Genomic DNA, 24,233 nt, shown 5'->3' on the forward strand with positions numbered 1-24,233 from the left:
AAAACTGTTCTTCAAAACGGTTCTTCAGAATTCCTCCCACTCTTCGTGGTCGCTGCGCTGAGAGGCTGGGGCTGGGGCTGGGGCTGGGCGACGAGCTTGCTGTTCAGCCCTCGGCGCAGGCATAACGTTCGTTGCTGGCGATGAGGAAGGCAGCGCCTGATGGGACGCCCCCTGCATACCTAACAGCTTAAACACGGCTACGGCTTGCTCCAACCGGTTGGCCTGTTCCTCAAGGGAGGCCGCCGCCGCAGAGGCTTGCTGTACCAGCGCGGCATTTTGTTGGGTAACTTGATCCATCTGGCCCACGGCTTGGCTGACTTGCTCAATACCGTCACTCTGCTCTTGGGAGGCAGCGGAGATTTCATCCATGATATCGGTAACACGGCGCACTGCAGTAACCACATCCGACATCGTGGTACCGGCCTGCTCGACCAGAGTGGAGCCTTGCTGAATTTGTGTTACCGAAGCATCAATCAGAGTTTTAATCTCTTTGGCCGCATCCGCACTGCGGCTGGCCAAATTACGCACTTCCCCCGCCACCACCGCAAATCCGCGACCTTGCTCGCCGGCGCGGGCGGCCTCTACCGAGGCGTTGAGAGCCAGAATATTGGTTTGAAAAGCAATTGAGTCAATAACGCTGGTGATATCGGCGACTTTTTTCGAGCTGGTGGAGATACCGTGCATAGTTTGCACCACTTGCTCCACCACTTGTCCACCGCGCTCAGCCGTGGTGGAGGCGTCTGCTGCCAGGGTGCTGGCTTGACGAGCATTGTCGGCGTTCTGTTTTACCGTCGCGGTCATCTCTTCCATGCTGGCCGCGGTTTGTTGAATCGATGCCGCCTGCTGCTCTGTACGTGAGGAGAGATCAGCGTTGCCGCTGGCAATCTCACGGGTGCCGTGGTGAATTTCGTTACTGCCTTCACGCACCCGGCCAACGATATTGGTGAGGTTTTGCTGCATGGTGCCCATAGCACCAAACAAACGGCCAATTTCATTTTTACCTGCTTCCGGCAGCGGGTTAGTCAAGTCCGCCTCAGCAATCGCATCCAGCCGTTGGATTGCGCCTCTTAGCGGCGCAATCACTGTACGGCGTAAACCTAGGTAGATTACCAAAGTCATCAGTAAGGCAAAAATCACCGCTCCAGCATTGATCATGGCAAACAGATTGCCTTGGGCATCCGCGTCAGCGCGAATGGTATCTACCCGCTGGAAGCCGTAGGCGACAAACGCCGTCATACTTTCAGATAAGCTATTTATCGGCTCTACCAGCTCATCGCGCAGGTTGTTGTAGCTGGTTAAATCCATATATTCAAAGGTGTCGTGCTGTTGTTTAACTAGCCCCATTACGGTATTAAAATCTTCAATTAGGGTGTTCGCCAATGCCTCGCCTTGCGGTGAAAATGAGTTTGCCGCAAAGCGCTCGAAACGCTTTTCAGAACGCTCAATGCGATCAGCGGCAACGGCAACCTGCTCATTGGATTGCTGGGTCTGCCCTACCATCAGGTAGTTGGAGGCAGTTTCCATAGCCAACATGGCTTGGTTAAGCAACGAATCGGCACGGTTAACCTCATTTAACTGCGCATCGCTGATACCGCTTAGCGTGGCTAAGTTATTTTGTGAATTGCGATCGGCCACCACACTCAAGCCCGAAATCATTAAAACCAGCACGACAAAGCAGCAAAGCGATGTGACCACGGCGGCGTGAATACTCAAGTTGCGCAGTAAACGGTTCATTGTGATTTCCCTTGCGAGCTTATTTAGTTTTTATGATTACTAACTTTTTATGAATTGCACTACACACGCTGGGCGCGGCCGGAGGCGGCGATCAGCGCCATCATTCGCGAGGGAATGTCATCTAACGCCACCACTTCCACAGCCCCCCCGACAGCAATAGCTTCACGGGGCATACCGAAGACCACACAGGTCTGCTCATTCTGGGCAATGGTGGGCGCACCCGCCTGGCGCATCTCTAGCAGCCCTGCCGCACCGTCCTTACCCATGCCGGTCAAAATAACACCGATGGAGTTCTTGCCCGCATGCTGAGCCGCTGAATGGAACAGCACGTCTACCGAGGGGCGGTGGCGATTAACCGGTGGGCCGCTATCTAACCGCGCTACGTAGTTGGCACCGCTACGCGCTAACTTAAGGTGTTGATCCCCTGGGGCGATATAAGCGTGCCCAGGTAGAATCCGCTCGCCGTCGGCGGCCTCTTTCACCGTAATCCGGCACAGCCGGTCTAAGCGTTCCGCAAACGAACGGGTAAAACCGCCGGGCATATGCTGGGTAATCAAAATCGCCGGGGCGTTGGCAGGCAGCGGCTCAAGTACCGCACGAATCGCTTCGGTGCCCCCCGTAGACGCGCCAATAATGATCAGCTTTTCACTCGACACTAACGGGGCTTTCAGGGCTTCCGGTGGCGGAGTGTTTTTATGCCGCGCCTGACGAGGCCGCGAGCGCGCAGCGGCGCGCAGTTTTTCGGCAATCTCGTCAGCATACTCCATCATCCCATTGCGGATGCCCAGACTCGGCTTGGCGACAAAATCCAGCGCGCCAAGCTCTAGCGCACGCAGGGTAATCTCCGAACCGCTTTGGGTGAGCGACGACACCATCAATACCGGCATAGGACGCAGGCGCATCAAACGCTCAAGAAAATCCAAACCATCCATGCGTGGCATTTCCACATCAAGGGTGAGCACATCAGGATTGTGCTGCTTGATCAAATCCCTGGCGGCAATGGGGTCAGGCGCTACCGCAACGACTTCCATATCGGGCTGGGAATTAATAATTTCCGTTAACAAATCGCGAATTAGCGCCGAATCATCGACACACAACACTTTGATCTTGGCTGCGCTCAAAGCACGCCTCCTCTTGCTGTAGACGCCTGATGTGTTATTGCAACCGCCGGAGCCACAGCGCCTAAAGCGATTATAAAGACACGATAGTTATTCATTTTTTGGCCAGGTTATAAACGGTTTGACCACGCAGCTTGAATGCGTCGCTGATATACGAGAAGTTTTCCGAGTGGCCTGCAAACAGCAAGCCATCGGGCTTCATCAGTGGTGCAAAGCGTTTAAGAATTTTTGATTGAGTATCTTTATCAAAATAAATCATGATGTTTCGGCAGAACACGGCATCAAAAGGGCCTTTAATTGGCCATTGCGGCGCTAGCAGGTTCAGTGGCAAAAACTCCACCAGTGCGGATACTTCTGGGCGAATCCGTGCAAAGCCCGCATGGTTACCCGTTCCTTTCTGAAAAAACCGCTTTACCCGTGCCTCATCGATCTTGCGCACCTGTTCCAGGGGATAAACGCCAGCGCGAGCCCTGGCCAACGCATCCGTATCAATATCGGTGGCGATCACTTTGGCCTGCGACGCTTTAGCGCCCAACGTTTCTAACAATGTCATTGCCAGCGAGTAAGGCTCCTCCCCGGTGGAGGCGGCCGAACACCAAATAGTGACCGGGTCTTGTTTATTCTTTATATGCTCAGCCAACAGCGGAAAATGGTGCGCCTCACGAAAAAAGGCCGTGAGGTTAGTGGTCAGTGCATTGGTAAACGCTTCCCACTCCTTGGCTTCTGGCTGACGCTCCAAGCGCACCAAATAGTCGGTAAAGCGTGTCATGCCATGATGGCGTAGCCGCTTTGCTAGGCGGCTATAGACCATTTCACGTTTATGCTCAGCCAGCACAATGCCGGCGCGCTGATAAATCAGCTCGCGAATCCGTGTAAAATCCGCATCCGTCAGTACTAGATCGCGCTCAATCTGACTGCTCGATGTCCACTGACCTGCGTCTACCACCCGTTCACGTTGTTCGGTCAAAACGCTTCCCACTCCTCTGCTGAGGCTGCCTGCCGTTTAACGGGCGAATTCGGCGACGATGTGCTAGGCAACTGAGCAGTGTGCTTAGTCGCTGTCACTGCTGGCGGACGTAGCGTCCCCTGACTGTTTAATCGAAACGCTTCCACCGATAGCGCTAATAGCCCCGCCTGCTTCTCAAGCGAGACCGCCGCGCGTGCAGTTTCCTGTACCCGCACCGCATTACGCTGGGTACCTTGATCCATCTCTGCTACTGCTTGATTAACCTGGGCAATACCATGGCTCTGCTCTTCGGAGGCGGCTGAAATCTCGTGCATGATCTGCGTCACACTGCGCGCGGCTTCCGCCACTTCGCTAATCGCAGCTTCGGCTTTGGTGACCATACTGGCACCCGCACTTACCTCACGGTTAGAGCCATCAATCAGACCGCGAATTTCTTGGGCGGCACCAGCGCTACGGCCAGCCAGGTTACGCACTTCTTCGGCCACCACCGCAAAACCACGCCCATGCTCGCCGGCCCGAGCCGCTTCTACCGATGCATTCAGCGCCAGAATATTGGTCTGAAACGCGATCGAATCGATAACATTGATAATATCGGCCATCTGCTGGGAGCTTTGGGTAATCCGCTGCATGTTGTCGACTAACTGTGTCATCAACTCGCCAGTATTCGTTACCTGGATAGCATTGTTATCGGCTAGACGACGGGCTTCTTGAGCGTTCTCACTGTTTTGCCGCACAGTGGCAGTCATTTCTTCCATGCTGGAGGCGGTTTGTTGCAAAGAGGCCGCCTGCTGTTCAGTACGCGACGACAGCTCTTCGTTGCCGCTGGCAATGTCCTGGGCAGCCGGAGTGACCACATCAATACCGCTTTTGACATCGGAGATGATACTGCTGAGGCTTTTGCGCATAGTATTCAGCGAGTCCATCAATTGGCCCACTTCATCGCGTCTCTGGGTGGGGACTTTAGCGGCCAAATTACCGCCAGCAATTTGCAGCGTAAAACCTGCAGCACTTTTTAGCGGCCTGGTAATCGCCCTCAGAGTAACCATGCCGATCAAAATAAGTAGCAGTAAACCAATTCCAAGTACTATGGCTTGAGCGCTCAGCATCGTAGTTTGACCTTGCTGAGCATCAACGGCCATGGCCTCAGCTGCCTGCTGTTTCTGGGAAATCAGTTGATTAACCATGCCTGACAGGATGCGGCCCTCGCTGGTCATGACGCTAATCACAGCATCGAGACCGGTAAAGGCTTGGTAGGTCTCTTCTGCCTGAAGCACGCTGGCCGCCTGGCCCATGCCGTTCTGCAGGAAGGTCTGTAGCTGCTGGTCAAACTCGGTGGCAAGCTCAGTCGCATTGACCTCACGGGAATAATACTCCTGCCACACCTCAGCAACCTCTGCGGCGCTCTCCTCAATGCTTTCACCCATCTCGAAGCGTTGATTGATCAGTTCCATACGCTCTGGCTCAATCATCGCCTGGCGGGTTTGGGCAATGGTTTGATCGATTTTCTGCAGGCGAATAACATCACGCAGACCGTCATTATTCAGTTGCCCCAAGCGCTCGCCGGAGACATTCAAACCATACAGACCAAGCCCACCGCTGATTAATAACAACAGCCCTGCAACGACAATCATGCCTACCAATTTGGCACGAATGGTGTCGAGGCGTACCCGGGCCAAACGCTTAATCACACCTTTCTGGCGTAACCGGCCTTTATCTAAGTAAAGCCGCTTGTTGCGGCCTTCGCGTATTTCAGCGTAGGCCCGCTCGGCCTGCTCAATGGCTGCGCGGCTGGCCTGTACACGTACCGAGGTGTAGCCCACGACTTGCCCATCTTCAATAATCGGCGTAACGCTGGCATTTACCCAGTAGTGGTCGCCATTTTTGCAGCGGTTTTTGACCAGCCCTCGCCACGTTTCCCCCGTTTTGACGGTTTTCCAGAGGTTTTCAAAGGCTGCCGGCGGCATATCCGGGTGGCGTATCAGGTTATGCGGCGCACCTATCAGCTCTGCGTGTTCAAAGCCGCTAATATCGATAAACGCAGGGTTGGCATAGGTGATGCGTCCCTTGGTATCGGTACGCGAGACTAGGAAGTCGTCTTCTTTTAGTTCGATTTCACGCTGAGAGACTGGTTGGTTGTTACGCATGGTGTGCCTTTTTTTAATGTTTTATTTTTCAAAAAGAGTGCGCCTGCCCTACCAAGCAAATTAAAACGATGACCACTCTTCTGTTTCTGCTACTGGCTGTGGACGCCTTGTTGCGGGTTTTGACGCTGCCGCTGGCAATACAGCCGGAGTGCACGGGGCAGATAATTCAGTGACCCGAAAGCGCTCAACCGCCTCGCGTAAGCGTGCGGCTTCGCTTTCAAGTTCATTGGCGCTGCGCGCGGCTTGCTGCACCAGTTGAGCATTTTGTTGCACAACCTGATCCATTTGCGCCACGGCCTGATTCACTTGGCCAATGCCGCTACTCTGCTGCTCAGAAGCGGCGGCGATTTCATCCATGATATCGCTGACGCGCTGCACAGCACCCACGAGATCCTGCATGGTTTGTCCAGCTTGATTGACCCGCTGAGTGCCGGTATCTACCTTGCTGAGCGATGCATCAATCAGCGTGCGAATCTCTTTGGCGGCAGTGGCGCTGCGACTGGCTAAGCTACGTACTTCCTGTGCCACCACGGCGAAGCCTCTGCCATGCTCGCCAGCACGCGCCGCTTCCACCGAAGCATTCAGCGCCAGAATATTGGTCTGAAAGGCAATATTATCGATAACGGTAATAATATCAGCGACTTGATGAGAACTTGCGCTTATGTCTTGCATGGTGCTGACGATCTCACCAACCTCTTCGCCACTACGGCGGGCTGTCAGGGTCGCGCTCCCGGCCAATTGGCTGGCTTGGCGGGCATTTTCAGCATTATGACCCACCGTTGAGGCTAACTGCTCCATGCTGGAAGCCGTCTCCTCTAACGAGGTGGCCTGCTGCTCGGTGCGCGAAGAAAGGTCGTTATTGCCGCTGGCTATTTGCTGAGAGCGCTCATAAATCGATGTACCGCTGGTGCGCACGGTACCTACCGTTTGCGAGAGTGAGCTCTGCATATGGGCCATGGCGCTATAAAGCCGCCCTATTTCGTTATTACCCGGAGAGGTAATGGCCTGGCTTAGATCCCCCTGGGCCATACGCTCAAAATAGCCCACCAAGCGATCTAGCGGGCGCAACACATTGGCCGTCACCCCCCAGATAACCACGATTACCGTGGCGATAGTCATTACGACTATCCCGAGTAGTGCCCAGCGAATTGTCGCGGCAAAAGCACTGAAAGCGGCCTGTTGTGCCTGCACATCGTCAGAGGCCTGCACGATTGCTGCACCATGGTGCAGGGCATAAAGACCAATACCACTGGCAATTAAAACAAGCACCGAAAGTGTCGCTAGCACTAAGCCCCAACTCAAGCGCACCGTCATATTATTCATTAATTGCCGCATTCGCTGTGTCACGCCCTTTTCTCCACGCACAACCGGCACTCGCTGGCACTTTCCGTAGCGCGAGAATGCATCATTGAGTAGAACTGATTTGGCACGCTCCTTGTGCCATGTTTTTTAGTCTTACTGGTTGCTGGTGCTTTCCACCAGTGCCATCTCGTCGCTGGTGAGCAACTTATCGATATCCACGAGTACCAGCATGCGGTCATCCAGACTACCCAAACCGCTCAGGAAGTCAGACGAGAGCGTGACACCAAATTCTGGCGCCGGTTTAATCTGATCAGGGGTCAGTGTCATCACGTCGGAAACGCCGTCCACTACGATGCCGACCACCCGGTCTGCAACATTGACCACGATCACCACTGTTTGGCCACCGTATTCGACTTTATCAAAGTGAAACTTAATGCGGAGATCTACGATTGGCACAATGACGCCGCGCAGATTAGTGACCCCTTTGATAAATTCAGGTGCATTGGCAATCCGGGTTACGTTTTCGTAGCCACGAATTTCCTGCACTTTCAAAATATCAATGGCGTACTCTTCATCGCCTAATGAGAACACTAGGAATTCGCGGTTTTCGGCTTCTGCGGCTAGTACCGCACCATTGTTGGCTTGACTCATGACGGCTCAGCCTCCTTAAAAGATGAAAGGTTTTGATTGTTTACTACTTTTTTGCCTGCCTCTTTTTTATATCGGCTCAGGCGGTGTAAACCAGTAATATCCAGAATCAACGCTACACTACCGTCACCTAAGATGGTCGCGGCCGAGATCCCTGGTACTTTGCGGTAATTGTCTTCCAGATTTTTGACCACGACCTGCTGCTGTCCGATCAACTCATCGACCAACATGGCGTAACGACGGCCTTCGCCCTGCACAATGACAGCGATGCTTTTGGTCGGGTCGGTAATCGCATTCTCGACGTTCAGCACTTCGTGAATGGCAATCACGGGCAGATATTCGTCGCGGACTTTGATCACCACGTCGTCACCGGCCATGGCGTACATATCGTCTTTGGCGGGCTGCAGTGATTCAAGTACGGTAGAGAGCGGAAGAATAAACGTCTCGCCGCCGACCTTGATCGACATACCGTCCAGAATGGCCAACGTAAGCGGCAACACGATACGGGTGTTGGTGCCTTCACCTAGCTTCGACTGGATTTCAACCCGACCGCCCATGCTCTGAATGTTGCGCTTCACTACATCCATGCCCACGCCACGCCCAGATACGTCGGTCACTTCATTCGCCGTTGAGAAGCCGGGAGCAAAAATGAGCTGGAAGACCTCTTCGTCCGACATGGTGTCCGACACATTGAGGCCGTTTTCGCGCGCCTTGGCTAGCAGGCGTTCACGATCCATGCCGGCACCATCATCGCGCACTTCAATCAAGATATTGCCACCCTGGTGACGTGCGGAGAGGGTTAATTTGCCGACACGCGGCTTGCCAATGGCTTCGCGCACATCGGGCATTTCCACGCCATGATCGAGGCTATTGCGCACCAGGTGCGTTAACGGATCAGTGATCCGTTCGACCAAACTCTTATCCAGCTCGGTCGACTTGCCTTCGGTAATTAATTCGATCTCTTTACCCAGCTTACCGGCGGTGTCGCGCACCACGCGGGGGAAGCGACTGAATACAAACTCCATGGGAATCATGCGAATAGACATGACCGCTTCTTGGAGATCACGGGCGTTGCGCTGCAGTAGGCTCATGCCATTTTGCAGTGAGGCATTGCCCACCGACTGATCTTCTAAATCGCTAACCGTTTGATCGAGCATCGACTGGGTGATAATCAGCTCACCCACCAAGTTGATAATTTGGTCGACTTTATCTACCGATACGCGGATTGACGAAGACTCGGCGGCAGCTTTTTTGGGCTTCTCTTTGGCAGCAGGCTTTGGCGCGCTTGCCTTAGAGGCCGTGCTTTCTGCCGGCGCTTGCGGCGCTGGGGCTGCAGGCGTCGAGGCTTCTGGCTCGGCTGGGGCTGGCTCAGTAGCGACGCCCTCAACAGCCGTAATCTCAATCTGATCAGGTTCGATAATAAAGCACATGACCGCTTCAATATCGTCAGCACTGTCGCTGCTTTTGAGCACTACCTCGTAACGCTTTGCGTCGCCTGACTGGGACTGCACTTCACCGAGCTGCTCTAACTCTTCAACCAGCAAAATGCGGTCTTTATCTTCAACGTTGAGCAGTGCCACTAGCAGATGGCCGTTCGAGGGCGCCTCTGCATTATTACTGTTTGCTTGTGCGTCGTTTTCACTTGGCGCAGGCGTCGGCGCAGCCTTGGGCTCAGCAGCAGGAATAGTCGGCCCATCGAGCTGTTGGCCAATTTCGTCCAAGGCAATTTGCTGCAGCGTTTGGCAAATACGTTCAAATGCCTCTTGATTAGGCTCCTCTTCGCTGCGGTAGGCATCGAGTTGCTCATGCATGATGTCTTTAGCCTCTAAAAAGGTATCCACGAGGTCGGCTCGCAGCGTCAGTTCGCCTTTACGTGCGTAATCGAGGAGGTTTTCCAAAATGTGCGTGGTTTTCTGTAGCACGGTAAAACCAAAGGTTCCCGCACCCCCCTTGATCGAGTGGGCGGCACGGAAAATAGCATTGAGCTGCTCACTGTCTGGATCATCAACATCCAGTTCCAGTAAATGCTGTTCCATATCCGACAGCAGCTCTTCAGCCTCTTCAAAAAAGGTGTCAAAAAAATCCGCTATATCCATACACCGCTCCACCTTAACGTCGTCTTTTATGACAGGCTCAGATTACTCTTGCGCTTGAACCTGAGGCTCGTCTTGTTGTGTTGATTCAATTTGCGCTTCGGCTGAAGCTTCTAGTGCTTCGATTGAAGCTTCTGGCGATGCATCTCCCGACTCCATTACAGTAGGATTGCGAATCGCATCAGCAATTTCCGGAAACAACACCACCAGCTCTATGCGTCGATTGATAGGATCGGTTGGCTCAGTCTCGGGCAATAACACACGATCTGCAAAGCCCGACACGCGAAGTAACTGACCTGGATCAAAGCCACCCGCAATAAGCTCGCGGCGCGACGCATTAGCGCGATCATTGGAAAGTTCCCAGTTACTGTAACCACGATAGCCTCCCGCATAGGGAACGCTATCGGTATGCCCGCTGATACTTAGCTCATTGGGAAGCTCATTTAGCAGCGGTGCGATGGTACGTAACAAGCTGCGCATATAAGGCGCCACTTGGTCGCTACCCAGCTCAAACATGGGGCGCTGGTCGGTATCGAGTAGCTGTATGCGCAGCCCTTCGCGGGTCAAGTCAAACCGCATTTGATTGCGCAACTGGCGCAGCTCGGGATCTCGCTCAATGGCCCGTTCAATACGCTCTTGTAAATCCCGGAAAAAGTTTCGTTCCTGCATGCTTGGACGAGTGCGCTGAAGGCTATCAATGCGCGCCCGCTCCCCATCGCTATGAGTGGGATCGGGCCCGCCGCCGGGAATCGCGCTGGTGCTGCCCGAACGATCGCCACCGGTTATCGCCGTCACCAGGGGGGTGCTAAAGTACTCTGCCACCCCCTTGCGCGTCTCTTCACTGGAAACGCTCAAAAGCCATAGCACCAAAAAAAAGGCCATCAGAGCAGTCATAAAATCCGCTAGGGCAATTTTCCAGGCACCACCGTGATGGGCATGGACGACTTTTTTGCGTCGAATGACAATCGGACGCTTGTCACCACCCTTACTCATGCGTTACCGGCCTTTTTTGCATCCCTTACATACTCTTCAAGCTCCGTAAAACTAGGACGCTCGGCGGCAAACAGTGCCTTGCGACCAAATTCAACAGCCAACTGCGGCGCATAACCGTGCAAGCTAGCGAGCAGCGTAATGCGAATACACTGGAGCATTTTTTCGGCTTCTTTCGCCTGCCGTTCGATGTAACTTGCCAGCGGACTAACAAAACCATAGCCCAGCAAAATACCCAAGAAGGTGCCCACTAGCGCTTGGCCGATCATCACACCCATCTGAGTCGGCGTAGCATCGGCGTAGGTGAGTGTTTTAACGACCCCCATTACTGCCGCCACGATGCCGAAGGCAGGCATGGCATCGCCGACTTTGGCAATGGCATCGACAGGAATATGAGCTTCCTGCTCAAAGACCTCAATCTCGTGCAGCATCAGCTCATCAATTTCCATGGGTTCCATACCACCGCTTACCATTAAGCGCAGATAGTCCGTTAGAAAATCCATGATATGAGGATCAGCCAATACCGTAGGATGCTCTTGAAACAGCGGGCTCTCCTCGGGATTATCAATATCCCGTTCAATGCCTAACATGCCTTCACGGCGAATTTTGGAGAGTAATTTATACTGCAGCGCCATCAGCTCCATATAAAGTTCTTTGTTATATTTTTTGGCGCGCTTGAGCCGGGGCAAAATTTTAAAGGTCGCTTTAATCGCTTTGCCATTGTTCGCTGCGATAAATGCACCAACCCCGGCTCCGCCAATAATCAGCAGCTCAAGAGGTTGATACAAGGGGCCTAAGCTGCCACCTGCCAGCACATAGCCACCAAACACAGATAGCAATACGATTACATAACCTAGAGGTATCAGCACAAGCAGGATCCTTGCGGTATTCAGTATTAAATTAGGGAACCAAAACTTAGCCACCTGATCTGATGTTTAAGCAATGTTCCATTCCAAGCATGTCTTAGCCCTATTATACTAGGGTCAGACGTCTGTTTAATGAAAAAGCACCACTGGCTTTTAGGCCTATCTAAGCCAATACACTTATTTCTTGTTAGTACTCATTACTGTCTTATACCCTACTTCACACCATCAGTGATGTAATCGCAGAGATTGTTACATTTTTTCACTATTCTCCCGCTGTGCTTTGCGCGTTTTACCCGCTCTTGAGGGGGGCTGACAAATACCGCACACATAGTGTTGAGCGGGACTATGAGCGTGCGCCACAAACTGCCCAGTGCAACGCGTACACTGATTAAGCTGGAGCAAATCACTCTCGAAAAAGCGTATCAGCGTCCACGCACGGGTTAACCCGAGAACCGGCTCCACCTTTTCCAGCGACATTTGCTCGTCATAGAGCCGATATGCTTTGACAAAGGCATCGATGCGATCACAGCCTGCCGCCTCCTTCAGGCTTAAATAAATGTTGTAAAACAGCGACGAATGAACATTGGGAAGCCAAGTAATAAACCAGTCGGTGGAAAAAGGCAGCATGCCCTTAGGCGGTGACATGCCACGCACTTCCTTATACAGCTTGATCAAACGCGTGCGGCTTAATTCCGTTTCTGTTTCCAGCACCTGAAGGCGCGCACCCAGCTCAATCAATTCGATTGCCAGCTGCACTTGGTGCATTTCATCGACCAAGCTTTTCTGGCTCACTTCTCGCCTCCCGATGGCATTGGCTCAAATGCATCGCTTGCCAACAGCAGTGATGCATGAAGCCCTGCCAACCCCTGATCGCGGGGATTATCTGTAAGCTGTCGAAGCCGCTCGGCACTCGTTTGGCTAAACCGGCACAATAATTGGCTGGTTCGCGCCAACTTGGTAAGCTGGCGAGCATTAAGCGAGACAATCAGCTCGGCAACATCGCTGTCTATTTTTAAGCGAAACATAGCAGCCTCACGATCTTCATCAAGCAAGCGCTGCGCCAGAAGCAAATAAGCTAAATTAATTTCCTGAATTTCATCGAGAAAGTTGGTTTGACTCATAATGTCCCATTAAACGACTCAGGCGCGGTGTTGTGACCATTATACTGGCGCCATTAATGACTTTTTATTACCTACCCTCATGGTTGCATACAATGTCTGTAAATGGCTACTCAGGCGTTTCACGATGAGTTAGCCCTTCCTCTGATAGTTCGAACACCCACACCAGCAGTTCTGCGACAATTTGATAGAGACTTGCCGGAATTTCCGCATCCAGATCTAGCTGCATTAAAAGCGCTACCAACTCAGGCGCATCGTGCACATAAATACCCTGACGCTGAGCTTCAGCCATAATACGTTCGGCCAGATCACCATAGCCTTTCGCCACTACCCGTGGAGCACGGTCATTATCCTGGTAAGCCAGAGCAACAGCTTGACGGCGTCGCTCACCCGGCGTAGCCATGGGGTGCCTCCGCTTCGATATGGCGCGCGCGAAGCTGCACTTTTTGTAAGTCCAAGGCGCTAAGGCGCTTCTCTAACGCGGGCAGTCCAGCGTCAATACGCTGATAAACGTGCGTACTTTCGGTGGTGAAATCGATGCTTAACACGTTTCGATAGAGCCATAGCGACGCGCTGAATGCCCCTAAACTGGGAACATCGAGCTGCATATCAGAACGCCATCCACCGTCTGGCTCTCCCCCCTGCTGTTTTCCTTCCTGGCCCTCTTCACGAGTAGGCAAATTGATTACTAAAGCCATAAAAATGCCTGCCCAGACATCACCTTCCCAGCGAATAGACGGCATCACCAACATTTCAAGCTGGTGGCGCACCAGGCTCTGCAGACTTTCGTGAACGACCTCGCGAGCCGGTCGATTGGCCATCAGATCGCTCATCTCCCTAGCCTGGCTATACTCCGCCCTTGCTTGATGGCTGTCGCGCGCCTCGCCAGGCATAGGGGCCGGCTGGGCAGGATTAGTCGACACCTGCGAAGCAGCCCCTTGAGCGGGGGTAGTGGGGGCAGCAGCCGTCGAGCCAGTTGCTAAAAAATGGGACGCGCTCGCCAACCGAACCGCTAAGCCTTGTTCATGAGTAACAGGCACTAGCGGCACGTTGGGTAAAATAGCCATGCCTCCCTGCCCTACCGGGGGAGCTGCCAAAGGCGCCCCCGCCCCCACCTGCATAAGCGCCTGTGCTGTCAGGGGCGTTCCAGCTGACTGCGTAGGCATTTGTGGGGTCAGTGGCACCCCAACTGAGACAGCTGTAGACAAAGCAGACGCCGTCGAAGGCGCTGCAGCTGGGAGCGACACATTCGGGCCTGCCGATAAAAGAGGAGTAAGCGGGCGAGGGCCGGGCTGCATTTGCGGTTGGTTCATTAGCTGCTGGCGGGTTCCCTCACCTTGAAACCAGCGCTTTAGATGCGACTCATAAAACAAACCACTATCGCGAATACTTGCCTCTAAGCGTGTTGCCACTGTACTCGCTGCTGGCGCGTCCTGACTGGTGATAAGAGGTGCTTCGGGCCGCATTACCGAGGGAGGGGCTGGAAAGCGCAGCAGCACGTCGGCGATTGTTCGCGCTGCAGGACTAAAATGGGTCTGTGTTGAACCTGTCGTCGAAGGCTGCGCCTCACCTCGGGGTAACGTTCGCCCCCCATCAAGAGGATGCGGTAAACGCTTTAGGTCGCCTAGCGGCGATGTCGACGCACGGCCATCCAGATTGGCATCACCCATTACGGCACGCGGCCCCTCGCCGGGTGAAACGGGCTTCACAGGCTGACTCAATGCTCGCTGCAGCGACAACTCGCCTTGGCGCCCAAGCACTTGGTGCAAGAGCGTATCAATCAGAGGGGTAATACCACTCACGATGACCTCGTGGAATCAGCATCATCGGCGTCATAAGCTACCGGAGCCCCTTGCTGTGGTGCGTAGGCCCTATGTAAATTCCGCTGACGCTGGGATACCCCTATGAGCTTACCCAGCTCATCACGGCGCGCCACCAAACGACGCCGTATTTCCACATCGTGCTCAAGGATGCGCTCCAGCAGTTCTGCCTTACGCTGCTGAGCAGCGGCATCAAGCACAACGGTGGTATCCAGCTCACGCAACTGATCCACCAGCATTACATAGTTGGTACGCTGATCAATTAGCTCTGCCCACTGTTCGCCATTAGCCAGTTCGTGCATGTGCTCAACGCGGCTCAATAGCGTTTCATAGCTAGTGAGCAGCGTCTGTTGAGCATTTTTATCACGAGCGGATATAGGAGCTGACATTATTGCCTCACGCGCTCTGCTGTTGACCAATATCACGCCAGGCTGAGGCGATATCTTCGAGCAGGCGTTCGGCCTGATTTAAGCTCTCTTCATCGTTACGCAGATTCGCCGCCAACAGTAGGCGCGAAATATAGTCATAAAGCGACGCTAAGCGCTCAGCAATCTCGCCGCCCTGCTCTTGATCAAGAGCCGCTGCGAGGCCATTATTCACAATATCCAACGCCTTCGTTATCGACTTGCCTTTTTCGGCTGTATTACCCGCCTGGATATGGATGCGTGCAGCACGAATAGCGGCCTGGGCGCCGTCAAACAACATCACAATAAGCTGATGAGGATCTGCCGACATCACTCCGCTTTCTACGCCAACACGCGCATAAGCGTTAGCTCCCCGCCCATAGGCGGCGCCACCGCGAGAGTAAGTCATAAGCGGAACTCCTGTGCGTGATTTTATGCTCACCCTCGATTGGGTGAGACCACGATTATTAAAAGGTAAAAATAAACGGCACTACTAGTAACTATCGGCGTGAGTCTGGGGGACTTTAACGGCTTACAACGCTTTTTTCAGCGCAGCCCATGACATCGACCAACTGCCATCACGCATTCACTTCATTGCCACTCAAGTAGACACTGCGATCTCACCGACGGTTCGCCCAAGTCGCTCAGCGATATTGCTCTGCACGACCACTCCCACATTGTCACGCATTGGCGGCTCGACCTGTGGCGCAAGCAATACCTCCGTGGGGTTACCTTTAGCATCAAGACGTAAGATCCACCCCTTCTGCTGGCTAGAGAAGTGCGCCAGCGAACCTATTGGCAATCCCTTGAAATGATCGATATAGCGTTTAACCCAGCGCATATCAAAATGGTGTGGGTGCTGCAATAAATGCCGGTAAATTTGCTGTGCTGTTTTAGCCGGACGATCTGCACGATCACGCCGCATAGCCTCTACTACGTCGACAACGGCACTCGCCTTAGCCAGCTCACTGAGGTCAGCCCCACTCAACCCACTTGGATACCCACTACCATCCATACGCTCGTTAACCCCCCCAATCACCGCCTGGACAATACCCGCCGACAGCCATTGGCAGTTATGTAAACGGTCTAGCAACAGCTGGACATGCTCACTGATCGCCTCTCGATGCTTAGCTTCAAAGTGCGGCGCCTTGAACAGCACCTGAGGCACAAGCGCCTTGCCAAGATCGTGAATAAGACCGCTGGCCACTATCGCCTTGCGCAACTCGCGAGGCATGCTGGCTCCCACAAAATCGAGCAAATGCACAGCCACAGCAATACCGTGGCGCACTATTAAAGGCTCGGGAGATAAGCAACGTGAAGCGAACAGCAACGCCTCACGATCCTCTTCATGAAGACCCAATATGCGATCAGCATAGCGGGAGAGCTGACGCCCATCGATATCGCTACCTTGTTGTAACGACAGCAACTGTGTATCCAGATAGGCAGCGACCTTGACAAGCCGACGCGCCATAGGGGTCGCGTAGCGCTTGACATCACGCCGCCCAAGCAACTCTCCTGCACCCGGTCGCTTGCTTGGCAGCGCGAACAGCGGTGAGGGCTGACGCTCGTTTTGTTCTTCTTTTTTATAGCGTGCCGCTTCGCGCTCTATTTCGCACACGAAATACCAAATTTGCCGCTCTTGCTCCGCACTACACTCAACGAAGTTAAAACCGACGCGCAGTAGATGACGCTCAGCGTCGGTTTTTTGATGACGAGCCTCTCCAAGCACTTCAAAGTAGGTGCCGTCGGGAAAGGTAAACGCCAACTTTAGGGGGCTAGCGGCTCCCGCCAGCAGCCCGCTAGCGGCCAATGGCAATTCAAGCTGGCAGCCATCCTGGGACAAATCCCTCAACTCACCCTCTATCTCGGCATCACCACCATACAAACCTGTCGACACCACCATCCCCATGCGCAGCTCAGCACGGAAGGACTCACGACGCTGCAGCACTTCCAACGATGCAGGATAATCACTGCAACACAAAAAGCGCCCCCCGGCCTGACGCGTCTCCGTCAGTTGCAGGAGCGGCGTTTGCAGCACTTTCCCCTGCGCCTGCCCGCGCAAGTAAAACGCAGCACCACCCTGTAAATGGTGAAGTAAATAGTCAACAGAGGAAAGATCCATCACCAATGCTTGGCCCTGGTGCTGCTCCATCAAGACAATGGGCTCTGGACGAGCTCCCGTCGCAGCAAGACAGAGCGAAACGCCACCGGTTTCGATCAAGGTATTCAGCAGAGACTCGATCACTGTTGTACTTACTATTGTTTCAAACTCATCCTGCTGCGCCACCATTCTCGCCTCGCTTACTCTTATGCGTTAATTAGTTCACCGCAAACTCGAGAAGCATATCAGATGCCCACAGCATGGCGTATGCACAAAAAGCCATCTTTCTCATGCTTATTAGGCGGGCTATAGAAAAGCAAAGAGACAGAGCGTGTAGTGTCGACGCTACCAATAACAAGCAAACACAATGCCATGCCAGTAAGCGTAAAGTTTTTCAGCATCCTGCCGATACCAATGTAGAAACGCTTACTAACTAGCAAAAAACCGAGCTATGGCTGCCGTTTCACGCTATCGCACCACTAACTGGCTGCCAAAGCTGACATTAAAAAGGAACGTGCCCCATGAGCTCACTACCCACCGAAGTAATAACACCACTGTCATCGCCCCTAACTCACTTAAATCCCCGCCAGCGGCTAGAAAACACACTGGCTCAGCTAGCGACAACCAACACTCAGCTTATAAGCGCAGATACCACCGAACAGGAAACTTCTGTCAAACAGAAAACTTCTGCCAACGAACTCGTCGCACCCATTCAACGCATCAACGAGATAATGCGCCCACATGGCTTAGAATTCGAATTAAGCGAAGAAACATCACGCGTGATCACGCGAGTCGTAGACAGGGAGTCTGGCGACGTCATACGCCAGATCCCAGCAGAAGAAGTACTCAAGATTGCCGAGCGACTTGAAGAAATGCAGGGACGAATAATCTCAATTGAAGCCTAATGCGTGACGTAGACAACCCTACACTTGCATGTTCATAACATCACGATATGCAGATACCAAACGATTGCGAACCTGAAGCCCCATTTGAAACGCAACGCTGGCCTTCTGCATGTCAACCATCACGTCATTGAGCTGCAAATCAGGATCACCCGCCTGAAAAGCCATCGCCTGACTGTTAGCCGTCTGCTGAAGTCGGTTAATGCGCTGAATCGAGGCCTGCAGCTCACCACCAAAACCGCCCTGCCCGACAGCCGCTGACGCCTGCGCACCACTAAGGGGCTGCGTGGATGCCGCTTGAGTCGCCATGCCTTGCATCTGCTGTAGCGCAGCCTGTATTGCGGGAGTACTCATACGCTCACCTCAATTCGCAAAAAATATCTAATGCAAAAAGCCTAACACCAAAGCGCCCCGCCTCATACGGACAAATGCGCATAAAAAGCGAAGCTTATCGTTCCTTTATGCTCGACTAGTCACCGGATAATGACTGTCATCACAATTCCGCCTCATCTTTTTGGCGGATAACCGCGATCGACGGATATAGCCTATGCCTTCTTTGGTGATGCGCCTGGGCCGACACCAGTTTTGCCTGCCCCTCTGGAGGGTCGCATGAGCGAAACCGGTGCAACGGCAGGCCGTCAAAACAGTACGAATCAAGCCGCTCCCCGCAGTGGAAATATCAATAGTGGAAGCACCGGTAGTGGAAATACCGAACGCGACACCAGCGGCTCAGCTTTTGAGCGTACGCTGAAACAGCTGCGTGGCAATCCGCTAGTCGCACTGCTTATCGCAGGCGCCGCCTCAATTGCTATTGTGGCGGCTCTATTTATGTGGGCCAGTAGCCCTGAGTACCGCGTGCTGTATAGCAACCTAAGCGAAGCTGATGGTGGCAGCATCATCAATGAGCTCGATACCCGCGGCATTCCTTACCAGTTCAGCGAAGGTGGCCAGGCATTAATGGTGCCTAGTGATCAAGTCCACACACTGCGCCTGCAGCTTGCTGAGCAGGGGTTACCCCGCGGGGGCAACCTTGGCCTTGAACTAATGGACAGCCAGGCATTTGGGATTAGCCAGTTTGCCGAGCAAATTAACTACCAGCGAGGTCTTGAAGGTGAGCTTGCGCGCTCAATCGAATCGCTGGGGCCGGTGGAAAGCGTGAGAGTGCACCTCTCCATGGCCAAGCCATCAGTCTTTATTCGCGACCGTGAGCCAGCTAAAGCATCCGTTGTGATGACTCTTCTACCAGGCCGGGTTTTAGGTGAAGGTCAGGTCAGCGCGATCGTTCATATGGTTTCGGGCAGCGTGCCTGACCTAGCCGCTGAAGATGTCACGGTGGTTAATCAGGATGGCCGACTGCTGTCTGCCGAGACAAGCAACGGTAATGACCTGGATGGTTCACAGCTTGAATATATTGTCGAGGTTGAGCGCTCTTACCAGCAGCGTATTGAGCATATTCTAACGCCCATCTTGGGTCGTGATAATGTGCGCGCCCAGGTTGCAGCGCAAATCGACTTCTCTCGACGCGAGCAGACCTCTGAACGCTACGGGCCCAATCAACCCCCCAACGAAGCAGCCGTACGTAGCCGCCAGCTAAGCCTTACATTTGACGGTGAAGACCCATTGGCCACCGGCATTCCAGGCGCGCTGAGCAACACGCCGCCAGGCACACTGCCCTCCCCCATCAACCAGCCGGAGGGCGAGGAAGAGGATGCTAATCAGCAAGAGGATGTGCCCCCCGAAGCGTTGCGCAACTTGCGTCAGGATGACGTCATCAACTACGAAGTTGATCGCAGCATTGAGCATGTCCAGCATCGCCTTGGTCAGATAGAGCGGCTATCCGCCGCGGTGGTCGTAAACTACCGTTCGGAAATGAACGATGAAGGCGAGTGGGTCGACGTTGCGCTAACCGATGAAGAAATTGCCCAGATTGAGCGTCTAGTTCGTCAAGCAATGGGCTTCTCGCAACTGCGAGGCGATGAAGTGGAGGTCGTCAACTCTCCCTTCGCGCGCAGTGTCGAGGAAACCGCGGAGGTCGAATGGTGGAAAGATCCCAGCGTTCTGTCACTGGCTGGCAAGGTAGGTCGCTACCTATTGGTTGCCCTGGCGATTCTATTGCTCTACCTGCTGATTTTGCGCCCCTTAATTAAACGCTATACCCAAACACCGGTTATGGCGGCAGCAACGCCCGGCGGCACGCTGGCCGCCAGCGTAGGCGGTGAAGATGATGACGAAGAAGGCGAAGAGCCATCAGGCGAGAGCGATGAGACCTACGCCAAGCCGAAGCGTCGGCGTAAAACCTCACTCTATGAGCATAACCTCAATGACCTGCGTGAAATGGCTCAAGAAGACCCCCGCATGGTCGCGATGATCATTCGTAGCTGGATGAATGCCAATGAGTAGTTCAATTGCTGAAATGAACGGGGCTCGCAAGAGCGCCATCTTATTGCTTGCACTCGATGAAGACAGTGCCGCTGAGGTCTTTAAATACCTCGGCGCTGCGGAAGTGCAAGAAATCAGTATGGAGATGGCCCGGCTGAACCAGGTCTCCCATGACGACATGAAGGCGGTGCTCGAAGCATTCCATAAAGAGACCGAAGAGTTTGTAGCGCTTAATCTTAACTCCAGCGATCACATTCGCTCAGTGCTGACCAAAGCACTGGGCAGCGAACGCGCGACGAGTCTGATTGAAGATATTCTAGAGACCACTGGCAATAATTCGGGCATTGACGCGCTTAACCTCATGGAAGCCTCCATGGTGGCCGAACTCATTCGCGACGAGCACCCGCAAATTATCGCAACCATTCTAGTTCACCTGGATCGTCATCAAGCCTCCGACATCCTTGAGCTATTCGAGGAAAAACTGCGCAATGACGTGGTTCTTCGTATCGCTACTTTCAGCGGCGTTCAGCCCGCCGCACTGCAAGAGCTGACCGAAGTACTCACTAGCATGCTGGACGGTCAGAACCTCAAGCGCAGCAAAATGGGCGGCGTAAGAACCGCGGCCGAGATCCTCAACTTGATGAACTCCTCCCAAGAAGAGACCGCCATCGAGACCGTGCGTGCGCACAGCGAGGATTTGGCTCAGAAAATTATCGACGAAATGTTCTTGTTCGAGAATCTGCTCGACCTCGACAACCGCGCTATTCAAATGGTGCTCCAAGAAGTCGATACCAACTCGCTGGTGGTGGCCCTTAAAGGGGCTCAGGACGCCTTGGTGGACAAATTCCTGCGCAATATGTCACAGCGCGCTGCCGATTTAGTTCGTGAAGATATGGAAGCCCGCGGCCCGATCCGCGTCTCTCAGGTGGAAACCGAGCAGAAGGCTATATTGCAGGTCGTTAGGCGCTTAGCTGATTCTGGTGAAATCGTCTTGGCAGGTGGAGACGACGAGTATGTCTAATACTCACTCGCCGAAATTTGATCGCCATGGCGATTGGCGCCGCTGGCAAATGGAAGAACTGGCGTCCACGAAGAGTAGCCATGCCTCAGAGGGCGAGGTACCCACGGCCCATCAACGCAAAGTACAGGCGGCACAAAAAGCGGCTGAACTGGCACGCCAACGTGAAGAGGATGAGCGCCAGGCACTGCACGAGCGTATTCGTCAGCAAGCCGAAAAAGAGGGCTATGACGCAGGCTTTGAGCAGGGTCGCAAAGAGGGGTTGGAAAAGGGGTTAGCAGACGCTGCCGAACAGGCCAAAAAAGAGCTAGAAGCACAAATCCACAAGACCGTTGCGCCGCTGGAAACACTGGGCAAACAGTTTTCAAATGCGCTTGAACGCCTTGATGACACCATCGCCTACGACCTGGTTGAGTTAGCACTGGCCACCGGCAAACAACTTGCTAGCGATGCCCTACAGGACACACCTGAACAAGTTTTGGCCATTGTCCGCGAGCTTCTGCACACCGAGCCTCCCTTGGTAGGCCAGCAACGTCTTTGGCTTAACCCCGATGATCACGCTTTAGTAGAGGAGCACTTGGGTAATGAGCTCAGGGCCGCCAATTGGAAGCTCCAGCCTGATGACCAACTGGCCCGTGGCGGGTGCCGGGTAACCAGTGCTCAGGGTGAAATTGACGCAACCTTTGAAAGCCGTTGGCACGCTATTCAAGCCCAATCGCGCAAACGCGGTCTCAATTCTCCACCCTCCTCTAACGTCCCTTCATCCTAGGCGGATACGCTATGGCAGATACCACCTGTCCCCATCAACATCGCTGGAATAAGGCATTGCGACGCACGCAGCAGCGTGTTAGCCATCTGCCTCGCTACCGCAATAACGGCCGCGTCATTCGTGCGACGGGAATGGTGATTGAAGTGGTTGGGCTACGTGTCGCCGTAGGTAGCGCCTGTCGGATTGAATTGCCGGGCAGCGACGGTCGCTTGTCCGACAGCGATAGGCATGCCGAAGCGGAAGTCGTCGGCTTTTCTGGTGATAAGCTATTCCTGATGCCCTTGGAAGAGGTCATAGGGCTAATGCCTGGCGCTCGCGTCGCGCCTCTTGATGAAAGCGGCAACAACAGTGCCCGCCGCTTCCCTATGGGCGATAGTCTGCTGGGCCGGGTACTGGATGGCAATGGCAATCCGCTTGATGATCGGGAGGGCATCGATGAGATACCTCGAGCAACACTCAGCTCGCCGCCGCTTAATCCGCTTTCTCGCGCGCCAATTGATGCGCAAATTGACGTAGGCATTCGCGCTATTAATGCGCTGCTTTGCGTAGGTCGCGGTCAGCGTATGGGGCTATTTGCAGGCTCCGGTGTGGGCAAGTCAGTATTGCTAGGCATGATGGCACGCTACACCAAGGCCGATGTCATTGTGGTGGGCTTGATTGGTGAGCGGGGCCGTGAAGTACAAGACTTTATCGATAACATTTTGGGCCCTGAGGGTCGACGGCGTGCTGTTGTCGTCGCCGCCCCCGCTGATACCTCACCGCTACAGCGCTTACAGGGTGCCGCGTATGCGACTCGCCTGGCAGAAGGTTTTCGTGACGAAGGTCGCGATGTCCTGCTGATCATGGATTCGTTAACCCGGTACGCCATGGCACAGCGGGAAATTGCCCTGGCCATTGGTGAGCCACCCGCTACTAAAGGTTATCCGCCGTCGGTTTTTGCAAAGCTACCCGGCTTAGTGGAGCGCGCAGGTAATGCTGAGCGTGGTGGTGGTTCCATTACGGCGTTTTATACCGTGCTAACCGAGGGCGATGATCAACAAGATCCTATTGCCGATTCTGCTCGCGCCATTCTAGACGGGCATATCGTGCTGTCGAGAACGCTAGCGGAAGCAGGTCATTATCCGGCCATCGATATTGAAGCTTCAATTAGCCGAGCAATGACCTCCATCGCCTCAGCAGACCAGCTTCAGGAGGCGCGGGTTTTCAAGCAACTATTCTCACGCTACCAGCGTAACCGGGATCTGATCAGCGTGGGAGCCTACAGCCCTGGCCATGATCCACAGCTCGACGAAGCAGTGAAACGCTTTCCCTCGTTGGAAAACTTCCTTCAACAGAATATTGATGAGTGTGCAACGCTTGCCGATGCTCGCCAAGCGCTACACGCACTGGTAGGAGGACGCGCATGAGTACTTCCCAGCTTGAAATGTTAACCGACCTAGCCAGAGGCGCCCGCGACCAAGCGGGTAAAGTACTGGCACAAGAGCGACAAACGGAGCAACAAACGACCGCTCAGTTACAGTCGCTACTGAGCTATCGGGCGGAGTACGCTGAGCGCTTACAGAAAGCGATGCGTGACGGCATTGACCCTGCCACTATGTACAACTATCAGCAGTTCTTAGCCTCTTTGGACGCGGCCCTAAGCCGCGCTCGACAAGCGTTAGCGTCTCAACAGACAAGCGTTGAACAGAGTAAAAAGAACTGGCAACAAGAGCAGCGAAAGCTCTCTTCCTACGATACACTGGCGTCGCGTCGACTACTTGAAGAGCACCGCCGCAGTGAACGTCATGAACAAAAAACTAACGATGACTTGGTGACAAGCCGCGCGGCTCGTCAGCATAACGACACTCCGCATTAGCGGGG

The 24,233-nt window shown here is 53.9% G+C and carries 23 protein-coding genes; 6 read left to right on the top strand and 17 right to left on the bottom strand.

The window, feature by feature from the left end; all coding sequences use genetic code 11:
- Positions 1-24: 24 nt before the first annotated feature.
- The 16 genes from HZS52_RS03760 to HZS52_RS03835 all read right to left on the bottom strand — a co-directional run bounded on the left by HZS52_RS03760 (position 25) and on the right by HZS52_RS03835 (position 17,494).
- Positions 25-1,734, bottom strand: a complete 1,710-nt coding sequence (locus tag HZS52_RS03760) for a methyl-accepting chemotaxis protein (protein WP_190374168.1) — start codon at positions 1,732-1,734, stop codon at positions 25-27.
- A 59-nt stretch (positions 1,735-1,793) separates the two neighbouring features.
- Complete coding sequence (locus HZS52_RS03765; protein WP_009288439.1) at positions 1,794-2,855, bottom strand: protein-glutamate methylesterase/protein-glutamine glutaminase; 1,062 nt, start codon at positions 2,853-2,855, stop codon at positions 1,794-1,796.
- Positions 2,856-2,946: 91 nt separating this feature from the next.
- The gene (locus HZS52_RS03770) at positions 2,947-3,819 is read right to left on the bottom strand and encodes a CheR family methyltransferase (RefSeq protein WP_022520925.1); all 873 of its coding nucleotides are present in this window, start codon (positions 3,817-3,819) and stop codon (positions 2,947-2,949) included.
- On the bottom strand, positions 3,816-5,963 hold the full coding sequence (locus HZS52_RS03775; protein WP_190374169.1) for a methyl-accepting chemotaxis protein: 2,148 nt from the start codon (positions 5,961-5,963) through the stop codon (positions 3,816-3,818). The genes HZS52_RS03770 and HZS52_RS03775 overlap by 4 nt, the downstream gene beginning before the upstream one ends.
- 60 nt (positions 5,964-6,023) lie before the next feature.
- Positions 6,024-7,286 carry a methyl-accepting chemotaxis protein gene (locus HZS52_RS03780; protein WP_223828044.1) on the bottom strand — a complete coding sequence of 421 codons (1,263 nt, stop codon included), beginning with the start codon at positions 7,284-7,286 and terminating at the stop codon, positions 6,024-6,026.
- A 132-nt stretch (positions 7,287-7,418) separates the two neighbouring features.
- A complete protein-coding gene (gene cheW, locus HZS52_RS03785; RefSeq protein ID WP_009288435.1) occupies positions 7,419-7,916 on the bottom strand; it encodes a chemotaxis protein CheW in 498 nt (165 codons plus the stop codon).
- Complete coding sequence (gene cheA, locus HZS52_RS03790; protein WP_190374170.1) at positions 7,913-10,009, bottom strand: chemotaxis protein CheA; 2,097 nt, start codon at positions 10,007-10,009, stop codon at positions 7,913-7,915. The genes cheW and cheA overlap by 4 nt, the downstream gene beginning before the upstream one ends.
- A 42-nt stretch (positions 10,010-10,051) precedes the next feature.
- Positions 10,052-10,999: a flagellar motor protein MotB gene (gene motB / locus HZS52_RS03795; RefSeq protein WP_022520929.1), complete on the bottom strand. Its 948-nt coding sequence runs from the start codon at positions 10,997-10,999 to the stop codon at positions 10,052-10,054.
- Positions 10,996-11,865 (bottom strand): flagellar motor stator protein MotA, encoded by an 870-nt coding sequence (motA, locus tag HZS52_RS03800; RefSeq protein WP_022520930.1) that lies wholly within the window; start codon positions 11,863-11,865, stop codon positions 10,996-10,998. Before motA ends, motB begins: the two co-directional genes overlap by 4 nt.
- A gap of 246 nt (positions 11,866-12,111) precedes the next feature.
- Positions 12,112-12,654: a flagellar transcriptional regulator FlhC gene (flhC, locus tag HZS52_RS03805; RefSeq protein ID WP_009288432.1), complete on the bottom strand. Its 543-nt coding sequence runs from the start codon at positions 12,652-12,654 to the stop codon at positions 12,112-12,114.
- On the bottom strand, positions 12,651-12,983 hold the full coding sequence (gene flhD, locus HZS52_RS03810; RefSeq protein ID WP_022520931.1) for a flagellar transcriptional regulator FlhD: 333 nt from the start codon (positions 12,981-12,983) through the stop codon (positions 12,651-12,653). The genes flhC and flhD overlap by 4 nt, the downstream gene beginning before the upstream one ends.
- Before the next feature lie 106 nt (positions 12,984-13,089).
- Complete coding sequence (locus HZS52_RS03815; RefSeq protein ID WP_022520932.1) at positions 13,090-13,383, bottom strand: EscU/YscU/HrcU family type III secretion system export apparatus switch protein; 294 nt, start codon at positions 13,381-13,383, stop codon at positions 13,090-13,092.
- Positions 13,367-14,782 (bottom strand): flagellar hook-length control protein FliK, encoded by a 1,416-nt coding sequence (gene fliK / locus HZS52_RS03820; protein WP_022520933.1) that lies wholly within the window; start codon positions 14,780-14,782, stop codon positions 13,367-13,369. The genes HZS52_RS03815 and fliK overlap by 17 nt, the downstream gene beginning before the upstream one ends.
- Entirely contained in the window at positions 14,779-15,189 is a 411-nt protein-coding gene (fliT, locus tag HZS52_RS03825; protein WP_022520934.1) for a flagellar protein FliT, read from the bottom strand. Before fliT ends, fliK begins: the two co-directional genes overlap by 4 nt.
- A 7-nt stretch (positions 15,190-15,196) precedes the next feature.
- A complete protein-coding gene (gene fliS / locus HZS52_RS03830) occupies positions 15,197-15,613 on the bottom strand; it encodes a flagellar export chaperone FliS (protein ID WP_022520935.1) in 417 nt (138 codons plus the stop codon).
- Between the two features lie 192 nt (positions 15,614-15,805).
- The gene (locus HZS52_RS03835) at positions 15,806-17,494 is read right to left on the bottom strand and encodes an HD domain-containing phosphohydrolase (RefSeq protein ID WP_022520936.1); all 1,689 of its coding nucleotides are present in this window, start codon (positions 17,492-17,494) and stop codon (positions 15,806-15,808) included.
- Positions 17,495-17,826: 332 nt separating this feature from the next.
- Between HZS52_RS03835 and HZS52_RS03840 the strand changes: the two genes are divergently transcribed.
- The gene (locus HZS52_RS03840) at positions 17,827-18,210 is read left to right on the top strand and encodes a flagellar protein FlaG (protein ID WP_022520938.1); all 384 of its coding nucleotides are present in this window, start codon (positions 17,827-17,829) and stop codon (positions 18,208-18,210) included.
- 18 nt (positions 18,211-18,228) lie between these two features.
- Here HZS52_RS03840 and fliE read toward each other — a convergent pair whose 3' ends face one another.
- On the bottom strand, positions 18,229-18,561 hold the full coding sequence (fliE, locus tag HZS52_RS03845) for a flagellar hook-basal body complex protein FliE (protein ID WP_039860567.1): 333 nt from the start codon (positions 18,559-18,561) through the stop codon (positions 18,229-18,231).
- A 255-nt stretch (positions 18,562-18,816) separates the two neighbouring features.
- Here fliE and fliF point away from each other — a divergent pair, with 255 nt between their 5' ends.
- From fliF to fliJ, 5 genes are read left to right on the top strand one after another with little or no spacing between them, the layout of a single operon-like run.
- Entirely contained in the window at positions 18,817-20,607 is a 1,791-nt protein-coding gene (fliF, locus tag HZS52_RS03850; protein WP_027958753.1) for a flagellar basal-body MS-ring/collar protein FliF, read from the top strand.
- On the top strand, positions 20,600-21,607 hold the full coding sequence (gene fliG, locus HZS52_RS03855; RefSeq protein WP_027958752.1) for a flagellar motor switch protein FliG: 1,008 nt from the start codon (positions 20,600-20,602) through the stop codon (positions 21,605-21,607). The genes fliF and fliG overlap by 8 nt, the downstream gene beginning before the upstream one ends.
- Positions 21,600-22,373, top strand: coding sequence for a flagellar assembly protein FliH (locus tag HZS52_RS03860; RefSeq protein ID WP_027958751.1), 774 nt, complete (start codon positions 21,600-21,602; stop codon positions 22,371-22,373). Before fliG ends, HZS52_RS03860 begins: the two co-directional genes overlap by 8 nt.
- A gap of 11 nt (positions 22,374-22,384) precedes the next feature.
- Positions 22,385-23,779: a flagellar protein export ATPase FliI gene (gene fliI / locus HZS52_RS03865; protein ID WP_141440174.1), complete on the top strand. Its 1,395-nt coding sequence runs from the start codon at positions 22,385-22,387 to the stop codon at positions 23,777-23,779.
- Complete coding sequence (fliJ, locus tag HZS52_RS03870) at positions 23,776-24,228, top strand: flagellar export protein FliJ (protein ID WP_190374171.1); 453 nt, start codon at positions 23,776-23,778, stop codon at positions 24,226-24,228. Before fliI ends, fliJ begins: the two co-directional genes overlap by 4 nt.
- The last annotated feature ends 5 nt before the right edge of the window (positions 24,229-24,233 follow it).

This window comes from Vreelandella titanicae, from assembly GCF_014697095.1.
GTDB classification, from domain to species: Bacteria; Pseudomonadota; Gammaproteobacteria; order Pseudomonadales; family Halomonadaceae; genus Vreelandella; species Vreelandella titanicae.